Origin of the sequence: Proteiniphilum saccharofermentans (assembly GCF_900095135.1) — a bacterium.
Lineage (GTDB): Bacteria > Bacteroidota > Bacteroidia > Bacteroidales > Dysgonomonadaceae > Proteiniphilum > Proteiniphilum saccharofermentans.
Genome location: NZ_LT605205.1, coordinates 14,326 through 34,927, shown reverse-complemented (window position 1 = coordinate 34,927; position 20,602 = coordinate 14,326). Strand labels below are relative to the sequence as shown.

The window sequence follows — 20,602 nt, the reverse complement described above, 5'->3', positions numbered from 1 at the left end:
GCGTTTTTTGGATTAATAACATGGATAATTCTCGCTATAATGATTTAATTACATTTTTCCGGTATGCAGTAGATTTTCTATTTTTACCATCTCCTGCTCTATTTTATTCCTGTATTCCTCATCGAAACGGGTAAAAGGCATCGCCGGAAAATCACTGCAAATTCCTGCTACTGACAAGGCGCATTTGAGCCCTAACAAATAACTGGAACCATACTTGCCTTTGCTGTAAATACCACTAGATATTTGCATCACTTTTTGTTGCAAACGCCTCACTTTTTCAATATTGTGTGATTTAGCCGCACCATACAGTTCAACATATAATTCAGGAAATAAATTGGCTCCTCCGTTTACCCCTCCATGGGCGCCCATTAGCACCATTTCGGCTGTCATTTCTTCCGGGCCTACAAAAATCATGAATTCAGGATCATCTCTCATGGTGTACATTACTGTCTGGAGATAAGTACCATTGGCGGAACTGTCTTTAAAACCGATCACTTTCTCATTCTGAGCAATTCGCTTAATCGTTTTAGGATCAAATGTCACTTTTGTATGAACAGGCATGTTGTACAAGAATAGGGGAAGTGGCAACAAGGAAATCAGATTCTCGAAATAATCAATCAGCTCCGACTGTGCCGTAGCAAAATAATAGGGTGGAGTGGCAACAACGGCATATGCTCCACACTCATATGCCTTTTGAGCCAAAGCGGTGCTGTCAGTAAGGGATGTATCGGAAATACCGACCAACAAAGGTAACCGATTCCCCAGAATACGGCTTGTCTCTTTTATCATCTCTTCACGTTGGCTCATACTTAAGCTCTGCGCTTCTCCGGTGGTGCCCAGGATAAAAATTCCATGCACACCTCCTCTGACCACATGCTCAACCAGATTACTCAATCCATCTATGTCGATCCGGTTATTACCGCACAATGGCGTTACAAGAGGGACAATAATCCCTTCAAGTGGTTTTATTTTCCTGTTTATCATACGATTATTTTTATTATATGTTTCTTACTCTATCCACAGACGGAAAGCCTGTTCTCATCTCACTTTTCATTCAACAATAGCTAAATCGTTTTAGCTTATATGTATATTGTATCTATAATTTAACTGCAATTCCAGGGTTTCTTACGAGATTCTTTGAGATGATTGTTGAATCACCAATTCCGGCTCTAAAAATAGTTTTGATTTATAATTACTTTTCTTAATGCGCTTGATCAATATATCTATTGATCCTTTTGCAATTTGCTCGATCGGTTGCCTGATATAGGTTATGGGTGAATAAAAGAGATTAAATGCATCATTTCCATTAAACCCCACTACAGCAACATCCTCCGGTATTTTCACATTCATTTCATTCAAGCAATACAATCCATTGGTAGCAAGCATATTGGTCAGAAACATAATGGCATCCACATGCTTCCTGTGGATCAATTCCTCCAATGCTTCCCTGATACCCGGTCTCGGATTCAGGATATTCACCTTCCTGACATGTACATAAGCACTTAGTCCCGCATTTTTCATCGTGTCTTCATATCCCGAAACACGATCCAGAATATGATGCATTTCTGTATTATAAGCGATCAACGCGATGTTTTTATATCCTTGTCCGAGCAAATGCTCCGTGGCCAGTTCCGTTGCCCTGTAATTATCCAAACAGGATGAACTCAAATCTATATCCGGAAAATATCTGTCAAGCAACACTGTAGGGAAATGGCTGTCATAAAGTCTTTGGATAAGCTTCATCGAACCATCGCATGGCACCAGTATCAATCCTTCTACTCCTTTGTTGAGCAGCACATCCACCAACCTTTCGGTATTTTTCAGATTTTCATCCGTACTACTGATTAACACGGTGTAATTCAATTCGCTGGCCCTATCTTCTACAATTCTTGCGATTGCCGAATAAAAGGGATTGGAAATATCGGTAACGATCAAACCTACCAATTGAGTTTTTCCGGACCGTAAATTTTTTGCGACAAGATTTGGCGCATAATGCATCTCCTTCGCAGTCTCAACAACCCGCTTGGCAACTTCCTCCCCGATCCTGTATTGTTCAGCCTTCCCGTTCAATACCATTGAAACAAGGGCGGGCGAGACACCTACCATTTTCGCAATATCTTTTATCGATACCTTTTTTTCCATTTGCAGGTGAAAGAATAAGAATGAAATACAAAAATAGTTTCATTAAATCGTTTTAGCAAAATAAATTTATATGTTTTACAACATCTTTTTACGTCTGGTACAAATTATGTTACTTCAATACCGTACAATCCCTGGTTTTGTTACAAAATATTCCGATTTTATCTTAGGTTTTGGTACATAATTTATTTATTTTAGGGGTGTATTTATTACAAAAAAAGATATATTTTACACTGTAATTTTGTGATACAAAGATGTTTTATAGAAGATCAAGAAAACAATTGAAAATTAAAACCAGAACCACCTGCTCAAGCTGAACAGGCAATCCCGGTTTTATATTTGGATAGAGACAAATTAATAATTATCAGTTTATCTTGCTTCCAAGAACCGGTTCAGTTGCCGGTATTTTTCATACAACACATCATACGTCTCCCGGTTTTCCACACGGGGAACGTATACGGTTTTATAACCCTGCCCCAGGGATTCGAGGGCACTTTCCATGCTATGAAAAACACCTGCCGCGACAGCAGCACACATAGCGGCACCCAACGCTCCTGCCTGTTGTGTAGCCGCCACTTTGATAGGTACGCCCATGATATCGGAGAGTGTCTGCATCACATAGGATGATTTCAATGAAATACCTCCCACTCCAATCACCTCATTCACCTGTACACCCTCTTTCTCAAGATGCTCCATAATAGCACGGGAACCGAAAGCTGTGGCTTCCACCAGGCTTTTGAAGATATGCGCAGGGGTAGTAGCCAAAGTGATACCGGCAATGCCTCCCTTCAATGTGAGGTCGGCAAAGGGGGTACGCCGTCCGTTCAACCAGTCGGTCGCCACCGGATCCGATTCAGTTACCGGCAGTTTTTCCGCCTCTTCGGTCAGCTTCTGCAATATCTGCGCTATTATTTCTCTCTTTTGTTCTTCCGGGAGCAGGTTCAACGACCAGGAAAGTATCTCCTTCCACCAGGCATATACATCGCCAAAAGCAGATTGTCCCGCCTCGAGACCTATCAGGCCGGGGATAACCGACCCGTCTACCTGACCACTGATCCCGGGGATCAGCTTCCCGGCTATATCCTTTTTGGGGGTAACCACAATATCACAGGTAGAGGTACCGACAATTTTCACCATCGTGTGCGCCGTGATCCCCGCACCAATAGCTCCGGCATGCGCATCGAGAATACCGACGGCCACATCAACGTTGTGAGGTAGTCCGAGCCGCTCTGCCCATTCATCAGTCAGTTTTCCGGCAGAGACATCGCTTGTGTAAGTTTTGTTCTCCAGACGGGTTGCAAATCCCCCGAACAAGGGGTCGAGTGCGGAAAGGAACTCCTGCGACGGATAACCGCCCCATGCTGACGCCCACATTCCTTTGTGCCCCGCAGCACAACGGCTACGCTTCACCTGTTCAGGCCGCAGATTTCCCGTCAATAATGCCGGCATCCAGTCGCAATGCTCAATAATGGAACAGGCTTTCTCTCTTATTTTTTTATTTGCACGAAGTACGTGCAGCGCTTTTGCCCAGAACCACTCTGAAGAGTAGATTCCTCCGGAGCGGGACGTAAAATCGGTCTCCCATTTACGGGCCAGGGCATTGATTTCATCTGCCTCCCGGATAGAAGTATGATCTTTCCAGAGAATAAACATTGCATCGGGATCGTCGGCATATTCAGGCAGCAATGCCAACGGTGTGCCGTCACGATCCGTCAGGCAGGGTGTGCTCCCCGTCGTGTCAATTCCGAGAGCAACAATATTTTTCACCTCATCAGGTGATAATTGTGCCAATAAATCGTGAATCACCTCCACAAGTGAATCAATATAATCCTGCGGATGCTGCCGGTACCGGTTGGCAGAAGGATCACAATATAATCCTTTTTTCCAGCGGATATAACCGGAGATCGCTGTCGCCAGCTCTTTCCCCGACGCGGTGTCTAATGCTACCGCACGACATGAATCGGTACCATAATCAATACCTATGACTAACTTTTCCATATCCATACTATTTTCCGTTACCCAACTTCTTGCTGCGTGCAATCGTAAAACTATAATAAGTAATGATAATAAATGCGACGGCAGGTACCCAGTAGGCGAATTTAATGCTCCCCGCCTGATCGGAGAGGATACCCTGCATCTGTGTCAGTAACGCTGCACCGGCAATCGCCATTACCATGCCCGAACCGGCAATCTTGGTATCGTCTCCCAGTCCTCTCATACCAAGACCATAAATAGTGGGGAACATGGCGGACATACAACCCGAAATACCCATCAAGGCATATACTCCCACAAAGCCTTCTCCGTAAATCGTCAAAAGTGAACAGATTACCGCAAGAATGCCCAATCCTGACAATATGTTTACCGGCCGGGTATATTTCATCAGCCAGGTACAGATAAAGCGTCCTACGACGAACAATACCAACGACAAGATATAGTAAGTAGCTCCGGCCTGTTCTGCCGTACGAGGTAACAGTGCATCCAACCCGAGGAATTCACTCAGGGAATAAAAACCTCCGGCCACCGGCTCCACACCACGCAGTGCCCCGATAATTGCTTCCTGCGAAGGATTTGCACCCAGACCGGCAATCACTGCGTCCAAATCGAGTTGCTGCATGGCGTAACGGATGATGAACGACCAGACTGCGATCTGCGCACCCACATAGAAAAACTGTGCCAATACTCCCCAGATGTAATTCTTATTCTTTTTCAACCGATTCCATGTCGCTTTCAAGTCCAAACTCTTATCGTCGTCTTGTGCTTTCGGCATTTTGGTGAATATGATCAGCAGTAATAATACCAGCATCACTGCCCCCAGGATCAGATAGGCCATGGTGACTGCATTAAGTTCACCCCGTTGAATGGCAACCAGTTCTGACCCGCTCAGGACAGCCCTTTCGCCGGCCGTCATGGTATTCAACTGAGATAAGACAAATATCTGGCTGGCCAGCACACCGGTCAGTGCACCAAATGGATTGAACGATTGGGAAAAATTCAATCTGCGGGTGGCCGTTATCGGATCACCAAGTGCATAGACATACGCATTGGCCGAGGTTTCGAGTACTGATAATCCTGCAAACAATATGAATATACCGAAAAGATAGGTAGCGAAACTCAACGGTGAACTGATATCATTTACCAGCATAGCCGGATAAAACAACATCGACCCCACTATACAAAGCAGAAGTCCTAACAATACTCCTGACTTGAAAGTGCGTCTCTTGATAAAAATTGCTCCGGGAAGTGCGAAACAACCGTACCCGAGAAGATAGCAAACTACCTGGATCCATGCTGTTTGCGTATCGGTAAGACTCATGATGCGCTTGAACGCCGCCAGCATAGTGTCGGTCATATTGTTGGGTACCGCCCAGATAAAGAAGAGCGAAGTAAGAAGAATAAAAGGGAACAGGATCCCGGGAGGGATCAATCGGTGCTTTTCTACATTATTTGTGTTCATATTTTTGTTTAGAATAAAGAGTCAAGAACAAAGAACAAGGATATTTGAAATCAACTTTCAAACAATCGATATTTGCTCTTATTTCCTGTCCCTTATTGTTTTAAATAACTATTTAAGAAGTCTGAAGTCAAGAAGTTAAGAAGAGAACTTATTTAGAAGATATTCCTGACTTTATCAAGGCTTACTCCCAATAATTTCTCAGCTATAGGAGAAAGGCTTGCCTCATCGCCCGTGAAATGGAATACGTTGTGTCTGTGCGACAGCGACTCTCCCGGTTTCAGGAATGCAGCGGGCGAACAGCTTTCAAGCTCCAGAAAGGGGCCCATAATGCTTCCGTCTTCCAACGGACCGTCGTTATAAGCATTCAACGCATCTCCTACAAGCGGATCCCTGTCAGGATTCCATTCCTGATTCAAATAGGTCGCATCCGGATCAGTATCAAATGTCACGATGGTCAATCGCTTTGCAAGCGGATCATAATTTCCCGCGACCGATTTGGTGCGTTTGGCATTCATTCCCAGTTTGCCTCTTGATTTTCCATCGGTTTTAAAATAGAGGATACCATTATCATCAACCAGCCGATCGGCAGGAATTTCACCGAAATAATCGGATGTCACCACCTTACCCAGTTCCTTCCCGTCACCGGTATTATAAGGGATCACAGTTACGGCAGCTTCGGAAGGATTGAACATATCGAGCATCCATATACAGACCGTACCGGTCTCCGGGGTCCATTCGAAATCATTGCCATTGACAATTTTGTTGGTTGTTTCATAGGCCACCCCATTCACTCCTTCAGGGATTTCAACCTGCAATTTACCCGTTATTTCACTGGGGGAAAGCAATGCAACTTTCCGTTCTATCGCAATATTCAGGAGACTCCCCAAGTAGTTCTTCTGTTCCATCTCCTTGACAAAAACAGCCTCTTTGGGAGTCACACGGCTTACCTCCCACTCTTCGATATCGATGGCTTTGGGAGTATGCCAGTTATCATATACCTGCTCTTTCCCCGGCTCAAAAAATATGGAATACTTCCCCCCTTCCGGGCCGAGCCAGAAACGATCTTCTCCGCCGAAGCCGTTCATATGTTCATCTACTATACCCGCATCGAAGAAGTTGTAATTTACAAATCCGTGACTATTACCTTCCGGTCCATTAGCCGTAGAAGTAAATACTTTTCCCTGATACTTCGCCGACAGGATTATTTGTGCCTTTTCATCTTCCGACTTCAGTACGATCAATCCCTCATCTTTTTCGGACAGATAGTTAAGATCATATCCGAAAGTCCCCTTTTCATATTCCTTTTCCATATTTCCTGATGTTTTCCTGTTGCCTGTACAGGAGAGTAAAATTGCACCCCCGATTATGGCAGGCAGTACACTGCGATAGATTTGTTTTAGTTTCATTTGTGTATTATTTAAAAGCTTTTATTCAATTTTTCCGAATTTATCGAGAATACGGTTATAGGCTTCCGCAGCAGCACCGTTTCCCCAATCGTATATTGTAAATTCTCCCATTCCTTCACCTTCGGGGCTGGTACGCCCTCCATGGCCGTAATTTTCCATCATAAAGCCATAATCTTCCTCTCCGAAGAAGGGATACACTTTTTCCCATTGTGCTTTGGTGACAGGATTCAGGGGACTATACATCATTACAAACGAAGCTTTCAGCGCAGCCCACCCTCTCCCATTGTACTCATCACTGTCCAAAAGTTTCCCGTATTGCAGGATCAACTCAGAGAACAGGCTCTGGCGGGAGTCGTTCCATTCGGCATCGGCATTCAATACCCCGAAACCGCCAAGCACATTCACATACATGTAGGGTGGCTGCCACGAAGCCTGTGTCATCAGTAATTCATCGAGGGTACGCTGTCCCTGGTCCAGATATCGGCGGTCGCTGGTTAGCCGGTAACATTCGAACAGTGCTTCGGCCGTCCAGAACATGGAGAAATTATTCTGTTTGTACATATTGTTCCGGATAACCTTTTTCCCGACCAGATGATCCGACCCGTACCGTGAACAGGACCAGTAGGTTTCGAAATCCTCCCATCTCCCCGTAGGGATAATATCCCGGATTACCGCATCTATGGCTTTAAGGCCTGCCTCCTTATATTCCTGTTTTCCGGTCAGCTCATAGAGTTTCAAAAGAAAGGTCGCCGACATAGAGGTCTCAGGAGATTCGTTCAGGTGAGCCATGGGTTGCAGCGTACGCAGGTCGAGCCATCCCGGGAAAAAACCATTCTCCGACTGGATACCGAGTAATGATCCGGCGTATTGCTCCGCATAATGAAGTAATCGTTCGTCCTTTTCCAGTTCATCATACCAACGAAGCATCAGCAACGCCGTCCAGCTCATATCGAGGATATGGAATGGTGATTCGGCTGCATTCCAGGTATAAGGATTCCGGTTCGAATTTCCCCAGTAGTAGGTATCCCATCCCTTACTACGGTTATATTTTCTCCCATCGATCTCCACTTCATGCATCTCTGTACCGATCAAGCCGTAAAAGAAACCTTCAACCTTCGGAAAAGAGAGAGCCAGTTCTTTGGTAAGCAGCGCCTTTTCCATCAAGGCTGTGTTGCCGGTCCTTCTGGCATACCGGTACAATCCGCCGGCAGAACGCAGGGAACTAAACCAGGCCTGATTCCATACCGAACGGAATTCCCGTTCATTGACTTCTCCCGGATAATTGGGGCTCTGCGTGACATTCACGATAAAAACCGGTGAACCGACCTTCTTACCGTCCAGTTCGAACTCCTGCCATACGTTATCCGCCCAACTGTTGAAAGCCCAGTTATAGGTGTGCTCCACATATCGTTCCAAATCGGCATCTACCGGATTCCCGGCCTGATAAAGATCATGCCCCCAACGATTCCAGAGGAAATCGAGTGGCCTCCTGAAAGGGTTTTTTAGTGACGCTTCGTCACTATGCACCATCAGGAAAAATCCGATCTCCACTTCTCCTGCCGGATACTCAGCACCCGGTTTACGGACAAACAGGACATGATCGTCGACCCTGCTGTTACTCATCCCCAATACCAGGCGATTATTTTCAGCATCGAGATCAAGATACCACCTTACTGGAGTTCCCTTTTTCATAATATCAAGATCGGGGATCAGGGTAATCACCTGCCGGTCATCGGCGACGATCAGTGCCGGAGAACGGAATACATGCTGGTCGATAATATGGCTGCCGGTAGGTGTAAGGTGGGGCGCCCAATGGAAAGACGGGGTAAACCCGGGAGTGACAACCACCTGCCAGTCATCCTGGCGAACAGTCTGGCCGGGAGAGAAGTTGAACTGTATGTGAAGACAATTCTCGTCCAGTACCTCGATCCGGCTAGCCCCCTTTTCACTCCCCAACAGGTTATATTGGATTTTCCGAACAGCTTTCTCCAATGAACGGGGCAGCTTCAGCTCCATCGGCAAAGATTGGCTCCCTACCTCCGCATCCTGTGCCTGCACCACGGAAGAGAAAATTATAACCATACCCAACACTGTATAAATAAGCCTCTTTATCATATCTTTCAAATCATCAAAATCACTACTATTTCCCGAAAAATCGGGATAAGTTTCCGAAGGATCGGGACAAGTTGTCCCGACTTACCGGGATCATCAAATCAGTAAATTATCACTACATAGTCCCGACAAGTAGGGATCAATAAATCGTCTTACTCTATTCTTTCGAGTATGACCAGATTCAGTTCGAACTGGTTGGCTTTGTCATTGTTCCTCACATGGAAGGTGACAGAGTTTGTCTGGGAAGTGAGTTGTATATCCCCTACATGGACATTCTCCCTGAAGATTTCTTTGTCGGCTTTTGTCGAAATCCACTCCGACAGTCGATTCTGCCGTTGCCATACCTGAAAATCGGCTCCGTTCGGCTTTTCGTGATAGTTGACCAATACCCTGTATTTCCCTTCGGGCACATCCGTAAGCATCACCCTAACCATACCCTGACCAAAGGAGGTAAGCATCAGCCCTCTGTCTAAAATAGCCTGTATTCCCCTGTCGAGGGTAATCTCCATCAACTGCGGGAAATAGATATGCTTTTCAGGAAAGTAAACCTCCCTTAAATCCGCGGTCAGTTCCATACGTTCTTTCAACGGTTGTGCCGCGTAAAAGAATGTAACAGACGTATAATCTACGGGAAAATTATTGCCTACCTCTCCATGTTCCATACCGTGATAAATTTCTTTCTCGAAAGACATCTTATCCGAAAGGAAAAAACGGTAACCTCCGGTACGTCCCATCGGCAGGGAATAATCGAGTGAACCGTGTACCGGCATGCTGATTCCCCTGTCCCACCGGTCGAGCAGCGCATACCACCCTCCGTTATAATAATCTTCTGAACCGGTACCATGCAGACGCATTTTTCCATCCACATATGTGGTATCATCACCTTCGAAGAAGAGAGTCATACCCGGTCGCAAACCCTGTGCCTGATGGATGGTCCCCACATAATGACCTTTTCCTTTGGTTTCCATAAAAGTATAGAACTGACCCGATTCAGGTTTTTCTCTTCTCCAAACAGTATAGAGTTTTCCTTCCTCATTGATATTTCGTCCGTTGTCGTTATAATACACTTTCACATTCACCGGTATAGCGTTTTGCTGTACTCCTTCCCTTTTCTCATAGATGAGTTTCATGGAAGCCGATCTATCGAAAGGCATGGGCAGGTAACAGTAGTTGGAAGTTTCCTGCCGTCCCATTACGATACTTCGCATAGCCGGTTTTCCGTAGGCGTAACCAAAAAAATCAGCCAGGGGTGCATGGATGGCTTCTACCGGTTCATCATCCCATTCTGCGGAAAGGATGATATCTTTATAAATCCCTTCAAATGCAGTTCCACCGTCAATCTCAAAACCGACAATACGGCCGGAGGTTGTTTTCTCAAAGAAAGCTATCTCTTCTCCCGGTTCAATAGTAAATGATTTTTCTTCGGTACGGACACTAGACGACAAACCGGTTGCATAGCGGTTTACTGTAGGTGATATATCAGCCCATACGTCACTCACCTCTGCCAACAATTCTTTGTCGGAAGCGGAGAAATTCCCGGTCCAGCTTTCCACATTCATTCCGGGTAGCATCCGGTATTGAATTTGATGGAACATGATCCGGTCTCCCTGGAACACGATCTTTAATGATTTTGCGAATGGAATAGGGATATAGCTGTAATACCCTCCTATTTCGTTACCACAAACCGGTTTTACGAAAGGATAGACCTTTCCCGAAAAAAGATCCATAAAACGAATCTTCAGGCGTGGGACCCTTTCTCCATCGAAGTAAAACAACAATGTGTCTTCTGTAGGTGTAGGAGTCCATATACGGTTTACTACACCCGGTCCTTCAAATTCGGCCAGCACCAGTCCCTCTTTTTCCTTACGGATAAAAGAATAAGTGCCACTGAAGCCATCGTCATTTCCACCCGTCCGGTCGTAACTCGACTCCTGTTCTATCAATTGATTATGTCGATATGCAGGCAACCGGTCCACTCTTTTCAAAAGCTCTACCTCATCACTCCACCGGTAGGTTTGAGTTTGCCCGTTCATCTGAAAGAGAGATAATAAAAACGTAAAAATGAGTAATAATGTCTTTAATCCGATTCTCTTCATCATTCTTTTCACTATATTTTAATTATTCCTGTATCGATTTTATCATTCAGAGCATAGGGTCAATTCACTTCCAATTCCTGCCAGGAAGGAAACTTGGGAAACCGAGCATGAGGCTCTTTCTGATACCAGAAAGTAGTAGACGAGATATCCGATTTCTGTGGCAGATAACGGTGTCCATGCCTCCAACCCAGATCCTGAATGGTGATTCTCAGGTCTTTCTTAAACCGTATAGGATCCATCACATGCCAGCGATACATTCCGAATCGTTGTCCGGATCTGTAGGTAATATCGGGAGGCAATACCTGTACCAATCCGGCATAAGGTGTTGTAAAAGTAACGTACTTCCCGTGCCGGTCGAAATTATACGATCCGCAGAAATAATCCTCAGTCCCGGTTCCTATGATGGTAGGGAATTGCTTGTCTCCATCCATGAAGAATTTGATTTCTCCTTCGCCCCACCAGCCATTGTTATTCACCTGCCACGCCATATAGACACCTACATAGTGCCCTTCACCCTTTATTCCGTCGATAATGGTATAATCGGATGTTTCATTCACTTTTGTGCGGCGGAATTGTGCATGGAAATAGGCAGCATCGTCGGGCACATCGGTCAGCGTATAATCGATCTGATAATAGAGGTTCATCGGCTGTTCATCATTGATATTGGTCATGGTGATCCTGCATTTTTTACGGAACGGCATCACCCAATAACAATTAAATGCACTTCCCGGATTGACGGTTACAGGCAGGGAATTCAGATGGGCATATTCATTCCACCCCATGCCGAAGAAATCACCCACAGGTGCCTCTACTGACGGTTCCGTTTCATCATCCCAATAGATACGTATAATGGAAAAACGCCAGTTACCAGTCGGCGTCATCCAGATATGCTGAATAGCACCCGGCCCTTCAATTTCGGCCATGGTGAAAGTTTCACCCGGATTGATGGTCACAAACGGATTCACTTTCCAGCCCTGTCCCAGATCACGTGCAGGATTTGTAGCATTCGCCGTATTGCGGGGTGCGTTGGGATCCGGGATAGCCATCCCCCCTTTCCCTTTCTCGCCGGTAAAATTTTCCGGACTGATAGAACGTGTTTCCGCGTTGGATAGCCGGTATAGGTTACCCATATTCATATCCAAACCATTGAAATCACGATTTTGGGAAAAAACAGTTGTCGTAAATGCAATACAAAAAAGAAAAAAGAAAGTTGTTTTTAAACGCATAATAAACAAATTAAAAAATTATTGGTACTCTTAGAAACTGTTTAAATTTTACCGAAATATTTTTTATAATTGGACTGTCTATTTTTCTTTGCTACTATTTTGGTCTCTTTTGCGCATCTTTTTCACTTTTTCCTTTTGATTTAGCCCACTAAATCCGCAAGAAAAAAATAAAAAATCTATCTCAAAATAGTATAGCAATAAAATTTAAACAGTTTCTTATTTTTATAGATTAATTTCTTCACCAAAGATATTATATTTTTTAACATCAATCGAACCCAATAACACTTCCAACCGGGGTTTTCCATTTTTTAATGAGAGTGTGCCAAAGCCTGTACCGGTACTGATAAAACTGGTAAAATCTCCTATTTTTGAATCAATATACAGTATTTTATCTACTGCATCGTATCTGATCCCCGTCAGCGCTTGTATCATGGCATAACTTGCCATTGCCCTGGCATACCAGTGACCGCATTCATATTCATTAAAAGGGTTTCTTACAGAACCATCGTACCTGTCACGGCAGACGCGCACTATTTCCAGCCCTTTTTCTACCTCTCCTTTCAGCATCAGATGGCTTGCCACCTGGTATTCAATCCCGGTCCAGACCTCGTTACTGTAAACAAACGGTAGAGATAATGCTCCTCCTTTCGGCCATGAGCAGAGTAATAATCCTCCGTCTTCACCACAAGCATATGTCGGTCGTTGCGGATTGTAATGATCGAGTAACGTTGTTTTCAGATTGTATTTGTGTACTGCCTTCAGGTGACTGGTAACCATCTCATCATCTACGACCTCCGGAAGACCACACACAGAAGCCATCCACATTCCCAAAATTCCATCCGAAAGGCAACCGGTACCATATTGATATTTAGGTCCCTCTTTTTGTAACAAAGCAATAGCCTCTTCAGAATATGCACCTCCAAATGATTGTACATTTACCGGATTAGGGGCTTCCAACCCTTCCCATTGAATTTTCTGGATAAAATACTCACCATCAAACAGGTTATCCTCCATATACTTCTTACCTTTTGTCAGTAAAGCCCGGTAATCTTTATAAGGCTCCTTCAATGTTTTGCTCATTTCAATAAAAGCCGTGAGCGCACCCAGATAAAAACTGGTGCACATTCCATCAGGCCCCCAAAATTCAATATCGTACGTATTATGATGCGGCTCCTCAAGGTATCCTTTCCTCTTCGGATCCCACGTGCGGATACAATAATCGAGGCTCTTCTTCACATATGGATACAACGATTTCATCCATTCCGTATCTCCACTTATCCTCCAATCCCGGTAGACTTTCATGATTCCTCCCAATTGACCGTCTGCCGCCGCATGGAAGCTATGGTCGGTAGGAGTGATGGGAATATTGGTCCTGAAATTCTGATGTCCTTCTTCGTTCTGGCTTACTTTAAATTCCGTTTCACGTAATGTTCGTTCCAAAGCAGGAAAAAGATGAGGAATAGCCTGCGCATAATTCCATACATGCGTACAGCTACCATGACAACATCCGGAATCGTCGTTACAACCTTCCCATGCCCAAAGCCTTCCATCTGATACACGTAAAACGGTTGGTGATTTCAGTATGGTCAGATTGGCAGCAACTGCTTCCAGTACTTCAGGAGGGAGGGTCGAGTCATAAAAGGATCTACTGAATAGTTCGGAGTATTTTTTCAACGTTGTACAGTTCTCGTTCCAGTATCCGATTACACTGTCCAGATTCTCAAACCGGGTTGCATACCACGGACGATAATAGGAATTCCCGGGAGTTACAACACCCAATTCTTCGGATTCTATAATTTCCCATCCTTCTGAATAATTACCTTCAAAATCAGCCAGCACAATTGCTCCGGAGGAAGGGGAGGATAGTATCTCATCGTGACGGTCGGTCAAAACAAACTGGTCGGCGAGAATATGTCCCCAGGGGAATGTATCCAGATCAATGATTTTCAACCGGGCAGTTTTTCCCGCATATTTTTTCAAATCCCAGATTACTTCTGTTAATTGTTCTGTATTGTTTCCCACCGCAGTCTCCACGATCCGGTCATTTATCCACAGGTTGACAGATGTTTTTCCCTTTTGATTCCCGCCTCCCACTAAAAATTTGAGGTACCTTTTGTTGATGGTAAACTCAGGAGAGAGCAAAGTTCCCACTTGTCCATCCCCATTCGGATCAAAAGAGTTCAACAAACCTTCCCCTACATAACCCGACACTTTTTGCTGACCCTTTACCGGTTGCTTTGTTGTTTTACCGGTAAATGCCGGTCCGGTAACAATTCTCTGTCCGATAGAAAGATCCGATTTAGGAAGATACCAACAGAAATTGACTTTCACTGTTTTTTCTTCACCCGGATTCAGATTTACCGGCAGATAGACAGAAGCTCCCGGAGAAACTCCTTCAATGGGTGCGTTACCAATAATCTTTGCACTCCTGATATTATCCCAAAGGATCGTCTGCGAATCAAACCATCCACCCCTGAACCAGCAATGATCGGTCACAGCATTATTATCGTCCAGATAAACAGCAAATCCTCCAATTCCATCATTTTTGTCCATACCGGCTTTGATCATCCTAAAGCCGTTCTTCTGTTCGGATATATACCCTCCATCGTCAATAAAATTACGTGCATTGTACGAGAAGACGGCTTCAATCACCTCCTTGGATCTGTTTTTAAAGGAATATTCCAGTACACCTACCGGAAGGCTCGAATTATCCTCATCAGTAGGAATAAAGGGACTCCAGCCGGTAATTCTTACATCCAGTGGAATATCTTTATCTTCTAAATCTATTATTCCAAAAGGAAATCTGGCTATGAACGAACCTTTCTCAAACCTCGGTAACCCGTAATTCCTGTTACCCAAACCATTTCCACTTCCGCGTGGGCCAAACAGTTTCCAGGTAGGAACAGTTGATTCCAGCACTTTTGCTCCGTTTTTTATACCTTTAATACTGATAGCTGCAAAAGCATAGGGCGTATTGTAAATCTCCGGGCGATGGTTAACCGATAGGTGAGAAATCGCGCCGGTTCCCTCCAGGCAGAACATGCCGGCACCTATGCCTCCAATCGGAAAAGCCACTTTGCTTAAGTACTCATTCCTGTATTCTCCGTTATAGCTTCTCTCGGTTCTTTCAAGCTGAAAATTCAATTTTTCAGGATTATTTGATCTCAATAAACTTTCAGCCGATGCAAAGCCGGGAATATTTGACGCGGCAATAGTGCCTAGGCCAATTTTTTTTAGGAATGTTCTGCGATTATTATTCATTTTACCTCTCTAATTTTGTATTTTCCCGATAAACTGTTGCGGTGACAACGGAGTAATCCCAAAGATAAACTTTTCTCCGTTCTTAAACGGTGAATTCAATTCTAAATTTTCGATGGATATACCTCCCGGTATGGGTGCCTCACTTGCCCAATAAGTAAAGCGGCCGGTAATTACTCCCTTTAACTCTTTATGGGGATTCTCTTTTATCCAATACTGGGTTGCATGTTTACCCCTGTATTGCCAATGCAGTTTCGTGTCGTGCGTAAATACAGTCTGGCTGTAATCTTCCTCATCGGGCGCGGCAATAAAATAGACGTTACCCTTTTTATCCCGCATCATCTTCTCTTGTGAAAAATATTCACGTGAAGTAAAATGAATATCCTTATAATCGGGCCATATTTGAAGTGAGGATATTTGTTTGTCTTTGAAGAAAAGCGTCCTCAGACGGGCTTTGTTTCCCATTGTTGCACTCGTTATGAAATAATCCAGATCCACAGAACCATCATATTTATAAGAGGTTATCTCAAATTCGTAAGGACGGGATTCAAAAAACCGAAGACGGGCATATACTTTAGCACCGTTATCAAAAGGTTCGGAAAAGACATACAATGTCAGCGTCTCCTCCCCGTCTATCTTTTCCACTACCCCTCTTGCCGGGTATTGCTCATTTAAAGGTAAAACAGCCGTAGCATCGTCAGAGCTCCAAAAACGTTTTCCCCATTCATCCTTATCCAGACTACTCTTTTCAAGTTCCGAATACCCACGTTCTTCTGCCCCTCTCGGAATCGGCTCAAAAGCAATGAAATTCATCACCTCAGGAAATTCATAATCCAGATAGGGAGTGTAAATTCTGATCAATCCTCTGGGGCCCGGTAACGGAGCCAATCCCACAATTATACCATCGGCATGGCCCCATACCGGCATCGCCGGTTTTCCCTGTGCCGGTTGTATCCATGCGCCAACCGTATCGGGAGGTGCCAATTGTTTCCAATTCGAAAAACTCTGCTGAGCACCCGAAGGGAGGATTATCAGTAAAAATAAAGAAAGTAGTAACTGTCGCATATCTCTGTTTTCTAAATAATCGTTTGTACTATTCTTTAATCCTGAAAGCTACCCATATCTGCTATTTCGGCTTTCATCAAAAAAACATTGTACGGCATCCACATCGACATCAGGAAATAGAGGTTGTCGCTGTTTACGGACAGGGGATGGAAATAAGATCCATATAATTGCGCATAATCCTTCCCCGCTGCCAGTTCATACGGTTCACTCCAGGGACCGGTAATCTGTTCCGCTGTACGCATGGTGATATTATACCTGTCGCCATTGAAATAAGCAACGAACCACTTGTTAAATGTCTCACTATAGATGAACGACAACTCACCCACCTTATCATCTATAATGACGGTTGCCAGGTTTTCATCTCCTTTGATCCATTGCCCGGAAGAGCCGTTCCAATATTCATACTGATCCCGTTTCTCAATATCAGCTTCACGAAACCGGGCAAGAGCGGCTTTGCTGTCGCGCCCGGTTTGTGTGCCGATCATATATACATATCCATCTTTCTTAAAATATCCACCTTGTCCAAAGGGACTGTTGGAAGAGAACGTAACTCCTTCACACTTCTCCCATGTCAGTCCGTTATCGGTCGACTTGTACATTCCCGAATAATTAGTGATCCAGCCGGTCCAGTTCCTCATATTGAAGTAATGGACATAATCAGCCCCATTGGCGCGAATGGCTGCTGTGGGAATAGAAGTCCAGTCTCCATTACCCGAACCGTCCTTCCCGCCATAAACAATTTCACGGGCATCTCCCCTGGCATCGGTCGCCATACTGCTGAAGGTCAACCCGTCATCCAGGTTTTTATCTTCTGAAAAAGCCAGCACGTTACTTCTCCAACTACCTCCGTTGGGGCCGGGATTAGTGGGGTTCGGTTTGAAATCCCGACCGAAAGTATCCCCAAAGAATATCCCATATTTACCCGGTTCCATTTCCCAGACAATGCCCAGATCAGTCCCACCCACATTCCAGTTTAATGTATTGTTGGGACTGGGGAATGTCTCTCCGGATACCGGGGCACCGGTCACACGTGCTATCCGGCTCACATTACGGATAAAAAAGCCCCACCGGTTATCTACATTCAGTGAAATTTCTTTCGAGATATTTCCATCCAGATAAACAGCTTTCAGGATCAGTCTGAAAAAATCAGGATCAGAAACTCTCACTTGGTATGTAAAAAGATAAGAGGAAGAGAGTTCGCTCCGGCTGATCTTTTCCGAATAACTTTCTCCTCCACTCTTATTAATGACCAGATAATCAATATTGTCAAGATTTTTAAACTGGAGAAGAGTGGAAACAGTTTTTGTCTCCTTGTCAGGTATGAGATCGGTTTCGGCCGACGAGATCTCATCAACCGGAATATAAGGCTCATCACTGCCTTCTTCTTTGCTACAGGACGATATAATTATCGTAATGATAGCAAAGGCTATAAGTATCCAATAATTTCTGTTTTCTTCCGGGCTCATACACTTTTTTCGGCTAAATGCTATTTATCCAATTCTCTGTAAACAAAGATAAAAGGGTGTACCGCTAAGCGGTGTGACTCAAAACATATACCTCGCTTTCGGTACACCCTCACTACTTATGGTATCACAGTTGTCATTCAATTTTAATTATTACACCTTCAGAAAAGACCCTGTCGGTAAACCCTTCTTCTTTTGCTTCGGGAGTCAGAAAACCCAGCAATTTGACAATAAACCGGTACTCTTTATTCGGATCTATTGTAATCTGTGCAGAGTTGACCTCATCGAATACGGAGATTATCTGTCTGTAAATATCATCCTCCACCACCTGAATACTTGCTTCCAGCGGTCGATTGAAGTTCTGTGGGATATTGCCGGGTATTTGCCATGACAGTCTAACCACATTCCCTTCCAGCGTATAAGACAGATTCTCTACTTTAGGTAAGGAATGATTAAAATCTTTCCTGTCGATAATATCTCTGTCGTAGCATCCTGTAAACAGTACTAAGATCAGTGCTACAATAATAAGTTTTCCTATTTTTCTCATAACCATAGATTTTATTTCCGGTATCAATATCCGGGGTTTTGTGTATAGTTACCTTTGGCCCATTTCATCTGATTTTGCGGAATCGGGAAAAACTCGTCCCGTCCGGCAGTAAAGCGGGCATTTGCCATCCATGAGAATCGTGTCTTCTCCACGGTAAAATAGTTATTCATCACTTCTTCCAGGATACCCCAGCGTTGCAGATCGAAGAAACGGCGTCCTTCACCGGCCATTTCCAGGCGGTTTTCCCATTGCATTGCCTTCCAGGCAAAATCCTTATCCCATACACAGTTCTCACCTGGTTTATAGACCTCCACATGATAGTTCATTACCGGTGTACCATCGGCCTTGATCAACCAACCAGTGCTGTTAGCAGCACGTTCACGAACTTTATTGATAGGGATTAAGGCTTCATTCCATCTGTCCAGTTGAATCAATACTTCTGCTTTCCAGAGCAGGACTTCATCGTAACGGATCATCCGCTTGTTCATCGAATTGAACTGCCATCCGTCATACAAGAGACAATCGCAACCGGGATGGGGCAATTCTTTCACTGATTTCAACCAACCATATTCAGCTCCGTTCCTTATTCCCCTGCTTTCAAAAATCAGATCAGGATCGTATTTCCACGGCTGTCCGGGCACACCGGCCGTATGGCTGAAACGGGGATCCCAATTGTACTTATTAAAATAGTCCGGATTTCCCGCTTCAACAAGTGCTATATTATCACTTCCATCTGTATTCTTGATATAATTTCCGTAGCTGTCATTATTGTAGTCATCAAACAGCGGCAATCCGTCAGGACCTGTCTTAAAGGCATTCCCCATATTATAACTGATATGGTGAAATCCGCAACATTGGAATCCTGCCCAGTTCCAGGGGTGATTCAATCCTTCTCCACGATTGATTTTTCCTCCGGTAGAGCTGCCGTCATCAATAGAATATTGAATTTCCCAGATCGACTCTTTGGTATTATTATCGGAAGTATGAATAAAGTTTTCCCCGAAATCCTGACAAAGGTCCACTTTACCGCCTTCCTGATCGGTCAGCTTGTTCAGGTAAACCAACGCCTCCGAGAGCCGGTCTTTATTGATATTAACCACCTGATGCCTGTCGTTCTGCTCATATGCCATGAACATCAGGGTTCTGGCCACCATTGCTGTGGCTGCATTTTTATCTACCCTTCCTTTCTCCGGTTGCACATCGGGCAACGCCTCTTCGGCATCTTTAAAATCACTCAATATCCGTTCCCAGAGATACTGGTCGTTCGGAAAACTGGAATCTCTGTTGGGAATCGCTTCAAACTCAGCCGAACTACCCACTACATTTTCATCGATATAAGGTATATATTTGAAAAACTGTTTCAACCTGAAATGAACAAAAGCCCTGATAAATTTCATCTCCCCTATTCTCACACTCTTTAAAGGATAATCCTCCTCGGAGATGTTATTCAGTTTCTGTATTGCGGTGTTGCTACGCTGGATAATCTGATAGGAAACATACCACGGATAATCAATCGGCCAACCATTGGCAGTCAGATTCACAAAGGTTTCCATAAAACCCCATCCGTCACCGCCGTCCCAGACGCCACCACCACCCTTATATGAGTCGTCAGACCGCATAGAGCCGGACCACCAGGGCGAAAAAGGAGAATCCCAGGATGGTATATCGGTAATCCTTGCATAAGCTGCTGTCACAAAACCTTCCATATCTTCCGGAGAATTCAGTAATCCCTCATCCAGTACCTGTTTCGGATTCACTTCCAAAAGATCGGAGCAGTTATTTGCCGTAACGAGGAAAGTGACGAGCAAAAAGATATATTTTAATCGTTTCATAATC

General features: G+C 44.4%; 13 protein-coding genes. All 13 read right to left on the bottom strand.

Annotated features, from left to right (window positions below; translation table 11 throughout):
• Positions 1-48: 48 nt before the first annotated feature.
• The 13 genes from PSM36_RS00110 to PSM36_RS00050 all read right to left on the bottom strand — a co-directional run bounded on the left by PSM36_RS00110 (position 49) and on the right by PSM36_RS00050 (position 20,598).
• Positions 49-984, bottom strand: coding sequence for a dihydrodipicolinate synthase family protein (locus tag PSM36_RS00110; protein ID WP_076928258.1), 936 nt, complete (start codon positions 982-984; stop codon positions 49-51).
• A gap of 141 nt (positions 985-1,125) precedes the next feature.
• Entirely contained in the window at positions 1,126-2,142 is a 1,017-nt protein-coding gene (locus tag PSM36_RS00105; RefSeq protein WP_076928257.1) for a LacI family DNA-binding transcriptional regulator, read from the bottom strand.
• A gap of 366 nt (positions 2,143-2,508) precedes the next feature.
• Positions 2,509-4,143: a ribulokinase gene (locus PSM36_RS00100; protein WP_076928256.1), complete on the bottom strand. Its 1,635-nt coding sequence runs from the start codon at positions 4,141-4,143 to the stop codon at positions 2,509-2,511.
• A gap of 1 nt (position 4,144) precedes the next feature.
• Entirely contained in the window at positions 4,145-5,593 is a 1,449-nt protein-coding gene (fucP, locus tag PSM36_RS00095; protein WP_076928255.1) for an L-fucose:H+ symporter permease, read from the bottom strand.
• Between the two features lie 152 nt (positions 5,594-5,745).
• Positions 5,746-6,999, bottom strand: coding sequence for a DUF6786 family protein (locus PSM36_RS00090; protein ID WP_076928253.1), 1,254 nt, complete (start codon positions 6,997-6,999; stop codon positions 5,746-5,748).
• 21 nt (positions 7,000-7,020) lie between these two features.
• On the bottom strand, positions 7,021-9,114 hold the full coding sequence (locus PSM36_RS00085; RefSeq protein WP_076931946.1) for a hypothetical protein: 2,094 nt from the start codon (positions 9,112-9,114) through the stop codon (positions 7,021-7,023).
• 149 nt (positions 9,115-9,263) lie between these two features.
• Positions 9,264-11,210, bottom strand: a complete 1,947-nt coding sequence (locus PSM36_RS00080; protein WP_154670932.1) for a glycoside hydrolase family 172 protein — start codon at positions 11,208-11,210, stop codon at positions 9,264-9,266.
• Between the two features lie 56 nt (positions 11,211-11,266).
• Positions 11,267-12,433 carry a glycoside hydrolase family 172 protein gene (locus PSM36_RS00075; protein WP_076928251.1) on the bottom strand — a complete coding sequence of 389 codons (1,167 nt, stop codon included), beginning with the start codon at positions 12,431-12,433 and terminating at the stop codon, positions 11,267-11,269.
• Positions 12,434-12,655: 222 nt separating this feature from the next.
• The gene (locus tag PSM36_RS00070; protein ID WP_154670931.1) at positions 12,656-15,694 is read right to left on the bottom strand and encodes a GH116 family glycosyl hydrolase; all 3,039 of its coding nucleotides are present in this window, start codon (positions 15,692-15,694) and stop codon (positions 12,656-12,658) included.
• Positions 15,695-15,703: 9 nt separating this feature from the next.
• Complete coding sequence (locus PSM36_RS00065; protein WP_076928250.1) at positions 15,704-16,756, bottom strand: hypothetical protein; 1,053 nt, start codon at positions 16,754-16,756, stop codon at positions 15,704-15,706.
• A 35-nt stretch (positions 16,757-16,791) separates the two neighbouring features.
• Positions 16,792-18,222 carry a DUF4185 domain-containing protein gene (locus PSM36_RS00060; protein ID WP_076928248.1) on the bottom strand — a complete coding sequence of 477 codons (1,431 nt, stop codon included), beginning with the start codon at positions 18,220-18,222 and terminating at the stop codon, positions 16,792-16,794.
• Positions 18,223-18,355: 133 nt separating this feature from the next.
• Positions 18,356-18,766, bottom strand: a complete 411-nt coding sequence (locus tag PSM36_RS00055; protein WP_232001482.1) for a DUF4945 domain-containing protein — start codon at positions 18,764-18,766, stop codon at positions 18,356-18,358.
• Between the two features lie 23 nt (positions 18,767-18,789).
• Complete coding sequence (locus PSM36_RS00050) at positions 18,790-20,598, bottom strand: RagB/SusD family nutrient uptake outer membrane protein (RefSeq protein ID WP_076928247.1); 1,809 nt, start codon at positions 20,596-20,598, stop codon at positions 18,790-18,792.
• Positions 20,599-20,602: the final 4 nt, after the last annotated feature.